We start from the raw sequence: 13,124 nt of genomic DNA, 5'->3' as shown, positions 1-13,124 counted from the left end.
TCACACGCACCCAACACCCCAAACTCTTCACTCGCTCAACTTCAAAGGACTGAATCATGGCTACATGGCTCTACCGCATCGGTGAAGCCGCCGCCCGCCGCGCATGGGCTGTCATCCTCACCTGGGTACTCATCGTCGCCGGTGTAGCGGGTGCCTACACCGCGTTCCACGGCAAGCTCAGCAACACCTTCACCATGCCCGGAACGCAGACCCAGCAGCTCTCCGACGAGCTCGCCCAACGCTTCCCCAGTGCCAACCGCGGCTCCGGCCAGATTATTCTCACGACCGGTGACGGCACCGCCCTCACCGAAGAGCAGAAGCAGGCATTCTCCGCCGCACTGAGCGCACTGCCCAGCGAGGTGCCCTCCGTGGATGCGGTCACCGACCCGTTCACCACCACCTCCAAGCTTGCAGAAGCGAAAACCCAGCTCGACGAGGCGCACGCCAAGATTGACGCCGCCCCCTCCCAGATCGAGGACGGCAAAAAGCAGCTGAATGCCGCCACCTCGCAGCTTGAGGGCGGCATGAAGCAGATTGCCGACAACGAGAAGAAGCTCGACGACTCGCAGGAGCAGATTACCGCAGGTCGAAAGCAGCTGGACGACGCGCAGAAGCAGTTGGACGATGCGCAGGCACAGCTGAAGGACGGCTACGCCCAGGCGGAGGCGGCAGGCTCACCCGCCGCCATGATGGAGCAGCTCAACACCCAGCAGGCGCAGCTGACCGAGCAGCAGAACGCGCTCAATCAGCAGCGCGACACTCTCGCCGAGAGTCAGAAGCAGGTTGACGCGGGTCGCGCAGAAATCGCCTCCAAGAAGGACGAGCTGGCTGAGGGCAAGAAGAAGCTGAACGAGCAGCGCAACCAGCTTCAGAAGACCGAGAGTGACCTGCCTGCACAGCGTGAGCAGCTGGAGCGTCAGCAGAAGCTCTACGACTTCACCTCCGGCTACCGTATGGTCTCTGAGGATCAGTCCACGGCGATTGCGACTGTCTCGTTTAAGAAGAAGATTTACGAGGTGCCGTCCGCCGAATTGCAGAAGGTCATGTCCGACATTGAGTCGGCGAACCTGCACGGGGCGACCGTCCAGTTCGACGCGAACCTGAGTGAATCCGCGCTTGGCGGCGGCTCGCACACCGGTGAGGTTGCGGGTATGGTCATCGCCTTCATCGTGCTGATGGTTATGCTCGGCACCCTCGTGGCTGCCGGCCTGCCGATTCTGATGTCTCTGGTGGGAGTAGTGGTGGGTGTGCTCGGCACGCTCTCCCTGTCCTCCGTTGTTCAGATGAGCTCCACTGCCTACACCCTGGGTCTGATGCTTGGTCTGGCGGTCGGTATCGATTATTCGCTGTTCATTCTGAACCGTTATCGCACGAACCTGCTGGATGGCATGCCGAAGGTCCAGGCGATTGCCCTGGCGAACGGCACGAGCGGTAACGCCGTGATTTTTGCGGCGAGCACCGTGATTATTGCGCTCGTGGCGCTGAATGTGACCGGTATTCCCTTCCTGGGCGTGATGGGTAATGCCGCCGCGTTCTGCGTGGTTGTTGCCGCCCTGATCGCGGTGACGCTCACCCCGGCGGTGCTGTCCCTGGCAGGTACCAAAATCATGTCGAAGAAGCTGTGGGCTTCCATCGATACCCCGCAGAAGATTGCGGAGCGCCGCGCGCAGGATGCCGCCCGCACCGAGAAGCCGAACGGTTGGTTGCGCCTCGTGCTGGCGCGTCCGCTACTGACCCTGGTGGCCGGTACGCTGGCGCTGCTGGCGGTTGCCGCCCCTATGTCTCAGATGCGCCTGGGTCTGCCGGACGCCTCAAATTACCCCTCCGATAGCGCCGCGTACAAGTCGTACGCGCTGGTCAAGGACAAGTTCGGTGAGGGCATGAGCGCCCCGCTGGTTGCGGTCGCGCACACGCCCGCGAATATAAGTGAGGAGCAGGCTCAGCAGGCGCAGATTGATATCGCCTCTGCGGTCAAGGAACGCGGCGGCGCGAACGTGCAGGCTGTGGTTCCCGGCGGTATGACCGATGATCGTACCCTCATGATTTTCCAGGTGATTCCTGCCCACAGTGCAAGCTCCGTGGAGACTGAAGAGCTCGTCCACGAGCTGCGAGCCGTGACCGTTCCGGTTCAGGGCTCTGAGGTGTCTCTCGGCATTGCGGGTCAGACCAGCGGCAATATTGACGTCTCCGAGGTGCTCGCGCAGAAGCTACCCCTGTACCTGAGCGTGGTGATGGGCCTGTCCTTCCTGGTACTGATCCTGGTGTTCCGTTCGATTATGGTTCCGCTGGTTGCCTCGGTGGGCTTCCTCTTCTCGGTGCTGGCGAGCTTCGGCGCCGTGGTGTCGATTTACCAGTTGGGCTTCATGAGCTCCCTCTTCGGCGTGGACCACCCGGGTCCGGTGTTGTCCTTCCTGCCGACCCTGCTCATTGGTATTCTTTTCGGTCTTGCGATGGATTACCAGATGTTCTTGGTGACCGGCATGCGTGAAGCGTACGTGCACGGCAAGGATGCGGCGACTGCCATTGTGAGCGGTTACAACCATGCGGTGCGTGTGGTGGTGGCTGCCGCGATCATTATGATTTCGGTGTTTGGTGGCTTCATCTTTGCTGATTCGACGATGATCCGCCCGATGGGCTTTGGTTTGGCGTTCGGTGTGCTTGTGGATGCGTTCATTGTGCGTATGACGCTGACCCCGGCGATTATGGCTCTGCTGGGCGATAAGGCGTGGTGGATGCCGAAGTGGCTGGATCGCCTCACTCCGAATATGGATGTTGAGGGTGCTGCACTGAGTGAGAATATTCAGCACGAGCGTGAGTCTGCTGCCGCCGAATCGGGTAGCAAGCTCGGGTCAGAGTAAAGTATTAGTGTGCGTTTGTGCGCTGTAGCGCACTCTGAAGACTAATACGAGATGAAAGGGTAGGTGCACGGCGATGAGGAACCGCGCGAGTATCCGACAGTGGATAGGAGGCGTCCTGAGCCGTGTGCCTGCCCCTTTTCTTGTCTTTTTGGGAGGCGGTACGGGTGCGCTGTGCCGCGTGCACACTCCCGGCGGCGTGCTGGTGGCGAACCTGCTGGGTTCGTTCACGCTGGGCCTGCTGACGATGGTGTGGAACGCCTACGCGCGCCGTGACGGTGAGGAGCGGATTCATTCGTTCCGTCTGCTTTTTGGTGCCGGCATGATGGGCGGCTATACGACGTATTCGTCGATTGCGGCGGTTTTGGCGCAGACGATTTTTCTGCCGTACACGGTGCATGCTCAATATATGGTGCTGGCTGTGGCGGTGCTGCTGGTGGGTGGTTTGGTTGCCGCCGCGGCGGGCATGCTGACGGGTCGTTTTGTGGCGTCCCGCTTGGTGCCCGCCCGTGATGTTGAGGAGGGCCGCTAATGTTTTTCGCTTTGATGGTTTTCCTGTGCGGCGGTTTGGGTGCGATGACCCGCTTCTTCCTGGATAAGGCGATGTCGCCTCGCCTGCGTACGGAGTCGTCGATTATTAGCCCGGTGTTCGTGATTAACCTGGTGGGCTCGTTCCTGTACGGCCTGCTGATTATGCCGGTGTCCAATCCTCGCGCGCTGGGCGTTCACTATAACGCCACGGATCAGGTGGCGTTCTGGTGCACGGTGATTACGACCGGTCTGCTGGGTGGTTTTACGACCTTCTCGACCGCCATGGTGGAGGCGCTGACCGCCCGCTCTGAGGGCAAGATGGTGAAGTTCCTGATGCTGTGGCTGGTGCAGGTTGTGGGTGCGATGGTGGCAGCGATTGCGGGTGCGCTCTTGTTTGTGCTGCTGTTTGGTCGGTATATTGCGCCGGTGTTCCCGCCAGATGTTCTGTACTGACGGCGCCGGCTGTGGTGGTTCTCATGGTGTGTTTGGGTGCATGTACAGCTTTTTCACAGTTTCGCCTAGGGTGAGCCATAGAGCGGTCTTTTACACTGGTGGTGAACGATATGCGGCGGGTATGAACGGTAACCCGCTATATACCACCAAGAATATATGTTAGAACAGGCATATATGCAGGTGGAGTTCATATAACTCACTCTCACGACCTAAGGAACACACGGCATGCAGGAACTGCTCAGTAAACACATGATTGGCACCTTCGCCATCGAGATTGCGGCGCTTACTGTCGCACTCTCTATCATCGGGTTCATTGGTATGCGCCTGCGCGCCAAGAAGACCGGTCGAGCGCACAGCATCCGCCAGTACTTGTTGACTGCGTCCTTTGCACTGTTCCTTGCTTCTATTCTTTCTCTGACGCTGACCCCGATTGGCTCTTCCAATAGCGTCACGAACCCCGAGCTGTACTACCCGCGTTTCTACGTGGGCTGGAGCTGGCAGCAGGCATGGGATTTGACTGCCGGTATGGGTCTGCGCCGCTTCGCAACGACCGTGTATGCGCAGCTTTTCTTCAATGTCGCCATGTTCATCCCCTTGGGCTTCTTTACTGCGGGCTGCCTGCGCTGGGGTCTGCGCGCCACGGCGCTGAGTGGCTTCGCGCTGTCGAGCTTCATTGAGTTGAGCCAGCTGACCGGCAACTGGGGTCTGGCGGGCTTCACCTACCGCACCTTTGATGTGGATGACATTGTGAATAATACTGCTGGCGCGGTCCTGGGTGCGGTCTGCATCTGGGTGGTGCGCGCGATTCAGAAGCGCCGCGCGGCTAAGCATGACCGGGCGCTGGCAATGGCTACCGCCGCTGCATAGGAGCTTCTGAAAGTCCCCATGTCCCTGCCGTGAGGTAGACGCAGTGAACCCCTCATTTTCATAACCTGACTCATGTTGTGCAGGTTATGAAAATGAGGGGTTCGCTGTTTTTAGATGAAACCTCGCCGGATAAATCTATTCAGATAAACCCGGCTCGATGAAACCCTAGACAGGGAAGCTCTCGGGCGGGAAGATTACTCGTCCTCGGTCAGCCGGTTCACGACGCGGGTGCTGCGGTTGCCCTTCACCTCTTCGGGGAGCAGAATCGGCATGGAACCGGTCGGCGTGTAGGTTGCCGCACGTGCCGCCGCGGTAGCGTGGGTGTCCTCAAACTCGGGGATAACCTCGGAGCTGGGGGCACGGTACAGGTGGCTATTAGCCCACCACGCGAAGAGCAGAACCGCAATCGCCAGAGCGCTGGAAACGAACAGAAACGGGCTGACCTGACCCTCGTAGTAGAGCTTGAAGAACGCGCCACCCATGAAACCGCCGGCAATCGGGCCGCAGATCGGAACCCACGCGTAGAACCAGCGCGAGGAGCCCTTATCGTGGATGGGCAGCAGGGCGTGCATGAGGCGCGGACCGAAGTCACGGGCGGGGTTCAGAGCGTAGCCGGTCTGACCACCCAGACCGATCACGAGCACTGTGACCATGAAGCCGAAGGCGAGGGGCTTGAGCACATCGTTGAGGTTGAGAGAGAGTTCCACACCGCCGCTGATGGACGGCTTGAAGTTTACGCCGGTGTACAGTGCCGAGAAGACCAGCATGAACGTGCCGATCATTTCGGAGAGGGCGTTGGTGAAATAGTTGTGAATAGCGGGGACGGTGCCGAAAACGCCGAGCTTAATCTTCTTGTCGGCGGTTGCTTTCCAGTGCGGCAGGTAGTTGAGGTAGACCAGTCCGGCGCCGACCATTGCGCCGAGTACCTGGGCGATGATGTAGCCGGGGACCTTCTCCCAGGAGAACTCGCCGAACGCTGCCAGGCCGATAGACACAGCGGGGTTGAGGTGGCCGCCGGAGTAGGCGTGGGAGGCGTAGACGCCGAAGGTGACGGCGAAACCCCAGCCGAAGGCGATGGTGAAGAAGTTGTCGCCGTGGCCTTTGGATCGGCGAAGTTCGACGTTGGCGATGACGCCGCAGCCGATGGTGCACATGATGAGCGTGCCGAGGAATTCGGCGAGGTAGGGGCTGATGGTGTACACGGGGTGTCCTTCAGGTAGTGAACTGCGGGTGGTAAACCGGGATTCGGTCGGGTGCGCAGTGCCGAGCGTGAGGGAGGTGTGGTTTTGTGTGGGGTTATGCCGCCCGAGTGGCGTGTTTAAACCTTTGGCATCTATGGAACCCTGAATGCCCTAGAAGGGCAATACTTTTGTGTTATTTCACCCTTAGACATAAGCGGTTTTTCGGGTTTTTCGTTTAAAAATAAATGTGGCGAATGAGGGGAAAATCGGTCATAGTCCACAACTTGGACTCATTCCATAAACTCGCGGTTGAACCCATGGAGAAACTCACGAATAAACCCGCGATCAAACCAACACTCACCCCCGCCATCAGCACCCGCCCACACCACTTGCCATCAGCATAAAAATGCCCGGGCACCTCACGGGGTACCCGGGCAGTTTCTGTAATTTTTATGCGGCTCTAACTGCGGCTCTTGCGAACCGCGGTGGACTGGCTGTTACGCCGCTACACGGTTGCTATGTGGCCGCTACTTGGCGCTCGCCCAGTCGAGAATCGCCTCGAAGAAGCGCTCGCATTCACTCAGCTGCTCCAGCTCAATCCACTCGTTCGGGGAGTGCGCCTGGGCAATATCGCCAGGACCGCAAATGATGCTCTGCACGCCGGCGCGCTGGAACTGGCCCGCCTCGGTGCCGTAGGTGACCTTCTGCGGTGCGTCATTGGTGCCCAGCCACTCGTGGGCGAGGTGCACGATGGGTGCGTCGTCCTCGGTACCCAGGCCCGGCACGGCTGCGAGCAGTTCGTGCTTCACACCCACGCGGGAGGTGAGGCTACCGGGCTCTGCACCGGTCAGCTTTTCGGCGCGTGCGGCGCGCGCCTGCAGGTCGGGCAGTATGACCTCCGAAAGTTCGCGGTCAATGCGCTCCACGAAGGATTCGGTGGTCACCTGCGGCAGAGTGCGCACATCGTACTCCACCACAGCCTGCTCGGCGACGATGTTGTACTGCAGGCCGCCGGTTGCCAGGTTCACGCTACCGGTGGAGTGGGGAATGATGAACGACTCGTCGAACGGGCCTTCTTCTTCCCACTGGTCCGCCATGTCGGTGAAGAAGGTGATGAACTCGCCTGCTGCGGCAACCGCGTTCACGCCATGGGTGGCGAGGGAGCCGTGCTTGGGCACGCCGGTGAAGGTGACGCGGCCGCGGTGTGCGCCCTTGTGCGCGTCGATAATGCGCATGCTGGAGGGCTCACCAACAATCGCGTAGTCGGGGGCGAGGTCGCGCGCCACGAACTCCTCGATAAGGGAGGGTGCACCAATGCAACCGATTTCCTCATCGTAGGAGAACGCGAAGTGCAGGGGAGTGCGCAGCTTCGCCTCCGCAACGCGCGGCAACAGCCAAAGCGCCACGGCGAGGAAGCCCTTCATGTCGCACACGCCGCGACCGTAGGCGCGGGTACCCTCCACACGCAGGGTGAAGGGGTCGGCGTCCCACGCCTGACCGGCGACGGGTACGACGTCCGTGTGGCCGGAGAGAATGAGGCCGCCGCGGGTGGTGCCGTCAGCGGCAGGGACGGTGACCAGCAGGTTGGCGCGGGTGCCGTCCTCGTTGTAGGTGCGCACGCCGCTGTAGCCGTAGCGGGAAAATTCGGCTTCGATGAGCTCAATAAGTTCCAGGTTGGAGGTTCCGGAGATAGTGGGGAACGCGATGAGCTTTTCGAGCCAGGGGAGGGATGCGGGCTGGGTGGTCTGAGCCGTCATGACTGTTCCTTCTGTGCTGTGTTGGGTGCGCTGTGTTGCTGTGCGCTGTCATGTGCTGCGTGCGCTGTTATGTTCAGGGTACGCCGCGGGGCGGTATTCGTCGCCTCATGGTCGTCGAATACCGCCCCGTGACCCCTGCGCGGGGTTAGATGCTGTAGTTGTTCACGTTCGAGTGGTCACCCAGCGCGTGGAAGTTGCGCGAGTGGTAGACCAGCGGGGTGCCTTCGCAGTCGTTGCGGATAAACTCTTCAACCTGTGCGGTGAAGACGAGTGCGGGGCCTGCCTCAACGCGGCTGAGCGGGGTTGCGCGCAGTACGCGGCGTACGCCGTGGACGAGGGGCTCGCCGGTGTGGACGAATTCCCAGGTGCTGGGGTCGTCGAAGCGGGGGTAGTCGTGGGTTGCGAAGTTCTTCGCGAGGGTCACATTCTCAGCGTCGAGCATGTGCACGAGGAAGGAGGACGCAGCCGCGATCTTTGCTGCGGAGCCGCTGTTTGCCTTGAGGGAGAAGGCGATGATGGGCGGTTCTGCGGCGACGGAGGTCAGCGAGGAGGCGGTGAAGCCTGCGGGTTCGCCGTTTTCGTCGGTGGCGGTGATGATGGCGACGCCGGCGGGCTGGTGGCCGAAGGCGAGCTTGAACTGCTCGGAGGTGTCGGCGATGGGTGCCTGTGCTGCAATGGTTTCGGTCATGATCGACCCTTTCTTCTGCGGCTGCGTTTAGGGTTCGTCCAGATGTGTATGCGTTGGGCGACCCTTTGTTAAGGGGAGATATGTTTCAGGGTAAAGCTAAAGGGTGGTGAACACCTTATTTATTGCCCTATGTTTCTTAGGTGACCCTTTCGTGACATTGAGCGTGAAATATTACGTCATAATCTTCGTCTTTTGGGAGCTTCGAAGATGCGCTCTGCCGATTGTCCCGCTTCGGGGTCTGAGTAGCGGGTTGTGGGTGCTGTCCCTCTCTCTTCAGCGGGGTTTCGCCGGGTTAAAGAAGCCTCTGGGGTATCCTTGCTAGGTACTCGAAAGCGCGCCGCGCCCCGTATTTGAGGGGTTTTTCGGTGCGTGAACTGTGGGGAGAAGAGGGTTAATGAGCTGGTTGGCAACTATTCCGCTACTACTTTTTGCGGTTGTGTTGGCTTTTGGGCCCGGCTATGCGATGGGCTGGGCGTTGCGTGTTCCCGCACGTCTGCGCGTTTTTTATGCGCCGCTGCTGACTTTTGCCCTGGTGGCTGTCTCCGCGATTGTGCTGGGTAAGACCGGTATTCCGTGGAGCCTGATTTCTTTTGTGCCGGTCGCTGCCGTGATGGTGGCTGCCGCCGCGGGTGTGATGCACCTGGTGGGTCGCCGCTGGCCCTCCGCCGTACCCGATGCCTCCAGCGAGTCTGCAGAGAACTGGGCGGGTAACACCGTGCCCCTCGCATGGCCCGTTATTGGTGCGGTGCTGGGTGGTTTCTTGACCCTGCACGCAACCCAGCATATGGTCTTTGGGCCCGAGGCGTTCTCGCAGACCCTCGATAACTCATTCCATATGAACGCGATCCGCTGGATTCAGGAGCACGGTGACGCCTCCAGCCTGACTCTGGGCGCAGTTGCCGCCGCGAATCAAGAACCTACTTTTTATCCTGCCGGCTGGCACGATTTCGTGTACCTGATTTACAGCACGACCGGCACGAGCATCGCTACGGCAACTATCGTCATGATTCTGCTGGCGGCAGGCATTATCTGGCCCTGCTCCCTGGTGGCAATGTGCTTGAGCATTCCGCACCTGCGCCCCCTGCAGGCGCTCGCCATCCCGGCTCTGACCTGCGGTTTCTTTGCGTTCCCCGGCCTGCTGCTGTTCTGGGGTGTGCTGTTCCCGAACCTTCTGGGTTACGCCCTGCTGCCTGCGTTCGTGGCGCTACTGCTACACATGATTCAGCTCATGGCGCGCCGCGAGTACTCCTTCGTGCTGTCCCTGTCGCTGACGATTCTGGTGGGCCTGGGCGGTTTGGCTCTGGTGCATCCGAACGCGGTGGTTTCTGCCGCAGTGTTTGCGGTGCCCATGCTCCTGGGTGGTGTGGTGCAGGTGCTGCGTACCCGCGGCGCGTCCACGCGTGAGCGTCTGGTGGGTACCGGCGTGCTGGTGGCGCTCATCGCCGGATGTGTCACTATCTGGTTGTCGTTGCGCCCGAGCGAGGAAGCCAGCGACCTGTGGACCGCCATCATGAGCGAAGGCGAGGCGGTCTACCAGTTCCTGTTCCTGGGCCTGGAGAACGCAAACCCGCTGGGTGGTAATTTTGCTCCCGCATATCTGCTGGGTTTCTTGGCGCTGTGGGGTGTTGGCTACCTGCTGTACAAGCGCCGTAACCTGTGGCTGATTGGTAGCTGGATGCTGGTCGGCTACATGTGGATTATTGCGGCTTCGGTGCCGCGCGGTGACTTCCGCCTGCTGATGGTTGCTCCCTGGTACACCGACCACTTCCGCCTGGCGGCTCTGGTGGTGTTCCCTGCAGTGCTTCTTGCCGGTATTGGCCTGGGTGGCGCCGTGGAGGGCATCTTCGTGCGCATCATGCACGCTATTCCGCGTGAGAAGCACGCGAAGGTCGCCCCGGCAATGATGGGCGCCTCCATGGTGCTGGTGCTTGCGGTTGCGGGCCTGTCCTCCCGTACTCCCGCGATGCATGACGCAACCTTGCAGGTGGCGGAGAGGTACAAGGTGACCCCGACCTCCGACATCCTAAATCAGGATGAGATGAACGTCATTAACGAGATCCCGAAGATTGTGCCCAAGGACGACGTCATTGTGAACAACCCCTGGGACGGTAGCGCCTACATTTATGCGCTGGCTGACCGTCACCTGACCAGCTACCACTTCGAATTCCAGACTTCCCCGAAGTACGCGGCGATCCTGAACGATTTGAAGGATGCCCGCACGAACCCGGAAGTTTGCCGCGAGGTGAACCAGTACAAGGCTCACTGGTATGTTCACCTGGAGAACCAGGGTAATTTCGGCCCTGCTCAGCAGAAGAACTATGACGGCATGGTGGCTGCTATTGATACGGACGTTCTGACCCCGGTCTATTCCTCGGGTCCGATGACTCTGTACCGCATTAGTGCCTGCGATAACTAACGGTGTGCCAGCACACCTGCGAGGGTGTATGCATCTCAGAGAATAAGTGGTGCAGTCTACAATCTGTCGCCGAATCTGAGATGGTGCGGAACCACTGATATGATGAAAGCCGGTATGTCCACTAGGGCATACCGGCTTTCACACGCACGGTAAGACACATTCGTTAGGAGGGGTAGCTGCCCTATGGGTTCTCCCACATCGCCTCTTACCCCCCGCACGTATCCTCGTACGCTGGTGATTATGCCCGCCTGGAACGAGGAAGAGGCACTACCCGCCACCATCGCAGAGCTGCAGGAGACGGTGCCCTACGTGGATCTGGTGGTGGTCAATGACGGTTCCACCGACAACACCTCCGCTGTAGCTCGTGAGGCAGGCGCTTTTGTGATTGACCTGCCCTACAACATGGGCGTGGGTGCCGCTATGCGCACCGGCTACAAGTACGCGCAGCGCATGGGCTACGACTACGCCATGCAGGTGGATTCAGACGGCCAGCACCACCCCGAGAGCATCCCCTCGCTCATTAAGGCGGTGGAGGATTACGACATCGTAATCGGTTCCCGCTTTGCCGATGGTGCGGCGGACTATGAGGTGTCCGGTCCGCGCAAGTGGGCGATGGGCCTGCTGTCGTTCCTGTTTACCCGCGCGGCGGGTACCCCATTCACGGATGTGACGAGTGGTTTTAAGATTGCTAACCGCCGCGGTATCGACTTCTACTGCCGTAACCTGCCCGCCGAATACCTGGGTGACACGATCGACATCACCGCCATGGCCATTAACAATGGCTTGAAGGTGCGTCAGGTGCCGGTGCATATGCGTGAACGTCAGGGAGGTACCCCCTCCTCCGGTCCGCTGAAGTCTGCTGTCTATCTGGTTCGTTCACTGTTTGCCTACGGCATTTCGGTGAGCCGCCGCCCTGAGGAGAAGTAGCCGTGAGCGCCAGTGTTTTCTTCTTGATTCTTGCCATCCTGGTCTGCACTTTTGTGATTATTCAGGTGCGTCACCAGCGCATGAAGGAACGGTACGCCGCCCTGTGGCTGATTATTGGTGCCATCATCATTGTGCTGGGTGCTTTCCCGAATCTTCTCAATGGTGTGGCGGACTTTGTGGGCGTCGCCTTGCCGGTGAACCTGCTGTTCCTCCTGTCGATTCTGCTGCTGATGGGTGTGAGTATTCACCTGACGCTGGAGCTGTCGCGCCTGTCGGAGAAGACCCGCATCCTGGCTGAGGAAGTCGCCATTTTGAAGGCACTTCAGGAGCAGCCGGGAGGCGCCGCCGGTGCGAAGAAGCAAACCCAGCAGGATTCTTAAAGCTTTACTGTCGAGACTTTCCATTTTGTGAGTTGGAGTAATACCTTATGACCGTTGATATTCTGTTCCCCTACTACGGCGACGTCGCCATGATGAAGCAGGCTGTACTGTCTGTGGTCGGTCAGACCAACCCGGACTGGCGCCTGATTGTTGTCGATGACGGCTACCCGGACGACTCGATTCCTGGCTGGTTCGAGTCGCTGAAGGACGAGCGCATCACCTACATGCGTAATGAAACCAACCTGGGTGCGAACGCGAACTACCGCAAGTGCCTGACTTTCGTGGAGAACGAACTGGTCACCGTCATGGGTGCTGACGACGTCATGCTCCCCAACTACGTGCAGTGGCTTGTGGATGCGGCAGCTAAGCACCCTGAGGCGTCCATCTTCCAGCCCGGCGTGGTCGTGATTGATGAGAACAACGGCCTGTCGAACACTCTGGTGGAGCAGACTAAGGCGTTCTACCGTCCCAAGGGTGAGGCTGTTCTGCAGGGTGAGGAGCTGGCTACCTCCCTGCTGCGCGGCGCGTGGTTCTACTTCCCGTCCCTGGGTTGGCGTAAGGACGCTATCGTGGGCACCGGCTTCCGTGAGGGCCTGAACGTTATCCAGGACATGGCGCTGATTCTCGACATTACGATGCGCGGCGGCTCCCTGTACTACGACCCGCAGATTGCGTTCATGTACCGCCGTCACGGTGGTTCTGACTCGTCTTGGCGCGCCCTTGAGGGTACCCGCTTTGAGGAGGAGCGCCGCTACTACAACACCATGGTTGAAGAGATGACTGCCCTGGGTTGGACGAAGGCTGCCCGCGTGGCTCGTATTCGCTTCTCTTCGCGTGCTCACGCGCTGACTCTGCTACCGAAGGCGGCTCTGGCGAAGAAGTGGCAGGGTGTTAAGAACCTTGCCGAGCACGTCGTAAAGTAAAGACTTCAATTCTATAGGTGCGACCAGTAGAGAACGGAGATAGCGTGGAATCATCGGCAGAGTCCCAGCCGAAGAAAATGACTCGTGGTCATTCGATGGCAATTTTGGGATCGTCCGGTTTAGCTGCACTATCTTCTCTAGGAATT

Annotated in this window: 11 protein-coding genes; 8 read left to right on the top strand and 3 right to left on the bottom strand. The window is 59.8% G+C overall.

The features are described from left to right. Positions 1–56: 56 nt before the first annotated feature. From HMPREF2942_RS07425 to HMPREF2942_RS07410, 4 genes are all read left to right on the top strand, one after another. Positions 57–2,858 carry an MMPL family transporter gene (locus HMPREF2942_RS07425; protein WP_070688764.1) on the top strand — a complete coding sequence of 934 codons (2,802 nt, stop codon included), beginning with the start codon at positions 57–59 and terminating at the stop codon, positions 2,856–2,858. Between the two features lie 124 nt (positions 2,859–2,982). After that, on the top strand, positions 2,983–3,387 hold the full coding sequence (locus HMPREF2942_RS07420) for a fluoride efflux transporter FluC (RefSeq protein ID WP_246822854.1): 405 nt from the start codon (positions 2,983–2,985) through the stop codon (positions 3,385–3,387). Then, positions 3,387–3,839, top strand: coding sequence for a fluoride efflux transporter FluC (locus tag HMPREF2942_RS07415; protein WP_012902665.1), 453 nt, complete (start codon positions 3,387–3,389; stop codon positions 3,837–3,839). Before HMPREF2942_RS07420 ends, HMPREF2942_RS07415 begins: the two co-directional genes overlap by 1 nt. A 225-nt stretch (positions 3,840–4,064) precedes the next feature. Further along, positions 4,065–4,706 (top strand): VanZ family protein, encoded by a 642-nt coding sequence (locus tag HMPREF2942_RS07410; RefSeq protein ID WP_005507984.1) that lies wholly within the window; start codon positions 4,065–4,067, stop codon positions 4,704–4,706. A gap of 194 nt (positions 4,707–4,900) precedes the next feature. Here HMPREF2942_RS07410 and HMPREF2942_RS07405 read toward each other — a convergent pair whose 3' ends face one another. The 3 genes from HMPREF2942_RS07405 to HMPREF2942_RS07395 all read right to left on the bottom strand — a co-directional run bounded on the left by HMPREF2942_RS07405 (position 4,901) and on the right by HMPREF2942_RS07395 (position 8,332). After that, positions 4,901–5,908 carry an MIP/aquaporin family protein gene (locus HMPREF2942_RS07405; RefSeq protein ID WP_070688763.1) on the bottom strand — a complete coding sequence of 336 codons (1,008 nt, stop codon included), beginning with the start codon at positions 5,906–5,908 and terminating at the stop codon, positions 4,901–4,903. Between the two features lie 506 nt (positions 5,909–6,414). After that, the gene (gene argE / locus HMPREF2942_RS07400) at positions 6,415–7,644 is read right to left on the bottom strand and encodes an acetylornithine deacetylase (RefSeq protein WP_070615762.1); all 1,230 of its coding nucleotides are present in this window, start codon (positions 7,642–7,644) and stop codon (positions 6,415–6,417) included. A gap of 145 nt (positions 7,645–7,789) precedes the next feature. Beyond that, positions 7,790–8,332, bottom strand: coding sequence for a flavin reductase family protein (locus HMPREF2942_RS07395; protein WP_049338626.1), 543 nt, complete (start codon positions 8,330–8,332; stop codon positions 7,790–7,792). 394 nt (positions 8,333–8,726) lie between these two features. Between HMPREF2942_RS07395 and HMPREF2942_RS07390 the strand changes: the two genes are divergently transcribed. The 4 genes from HMPREF2942_RS07390 (at position 8,727) to HMPREF2942_RS07375 (ending at position 12,978) form a co-directional block, all read left to right on the top strand. Further along, positions 8,727–10,748, top strand: a complete 2,022-nt coding sequence (locus tag HMPREF2942_RS07390) for a DUF6541 family protein (protein ID WP_070688762.1) — start codon at positions 8,727–8,729, stop codon at positions 10,746–10,748. A 183-nt stretch (positions 10,749–10,931) separates the two neighbouring features. Next, complete coding sequence (locus HMPREF2942_RS07385) at positions 10,932–11,675, top strand: glycosyltransferase family 2 protein (protein ID WP_005504187.1); 744 nt, start codon at positions 10,932–10,934, stop codon at positions 11,673–11,675. A 2-nt stretch (positions 11,676–11,677) separates the two neighbouring features. Beyond that, the gene (locus tag HMPREF2942_RS07380) at positions 11,678–12,055 is read left to right on the top strand and encodes a DUF2304 domain-containing protein (RefSeq protein ID WP_070688761.1); all 378 of its coding nucleotides are present in this window, start codon (positions 11,678–11,680) and stop codon (positions 12,053–12,055) included. Between the two features lie 47 nt (positions 12,056–12,102). Next, complete coding sequence (locus HMPREF2942_RS07375) at positions 12,103–12,978, top strand: glycosyltransferase family 2 protein (RefSeq protein ID WP_049352287.1); 876 nt, start codon at positions 12,103–12,105, stop codon at positions 12,976–12,978. The last annotated feature ends 146 nt before the right edge of the window (positions 12,979–13,124 follow it).

The sequence above is a fragment of the Rothia sp. HMSC071C12 genome, assembly GCF_001813895.1.
Lineage (GTDB): Bacteria > Actinomycetota > Actinomycetes > Actinomycetales > Micrococcaceae > Rothia > Rothia mucilaginosa.
The sequence above is the reverse complement of the archived record's forward strand: the minus strand, read 5'-3'. Positions and strand labels throughout refer to the sequence as shown.

Bases quoted from the DNA above. Each gene is read 5' to 3' on its own strand.
- HMPREF2942_RS07395 (WP_049338626.1), bottom strand. From the start codon at position 8,332: ATGACCGAAACCATTGCAGCACAGGCACCCATCGCCGACACCTCCGAG.
- HMPREF2942_RS07375 (WP_049352287.1), top strand. From the start codon at position 12,103: ATGACCGTTGATATTCTGTTCCCCTACTACGGCGACGTCGCCATGATG.
- HMPREF2942_RS07385 (WP_005504187.1), top strand. From the start codon at position 10,932: ATGGGTTCTCCCACATCGCCTCTTACCCCCCGCACGTATCCTCGTACG.
- HMPREF2942_RS07390 (WP_070688762.1), top strand. From the start codon at position 8,727: ATGAGCTGGTTGGCAACTATTCCGCTACTACTTTTTGCGGTTGTGTTG.
- HMPREF2942_RS07425 (WP_070688764.1), top strand. From the start codon at position 57: ATGGCTACATGGCTCTACCGCATCGGTGAAGCCGCCGCCCGCCGCGCA.
- argE (WP_070615762.1), bottom strand. From the start codon at position 7,644: ATGACGGCTCAGACCACCCAGCCCGCATCCCTCCCCTGGCTCGAAAAG.
- HMPREF2942_RS07410 (WP_005507984.1), top strand. From the start codon at position 4,065: ATGCAGGAACTGCTCAGTAAACACATGATTGGCACCTTCGCCATCGAG.
- HMPREF2942_RS07415 (WP_012902665.1), top strand. From the start codon at position 3,387: ATGTTTTTCGCTTTGATGGTTTTCCTGTGCGGCGGTTTGGGTGCGATG.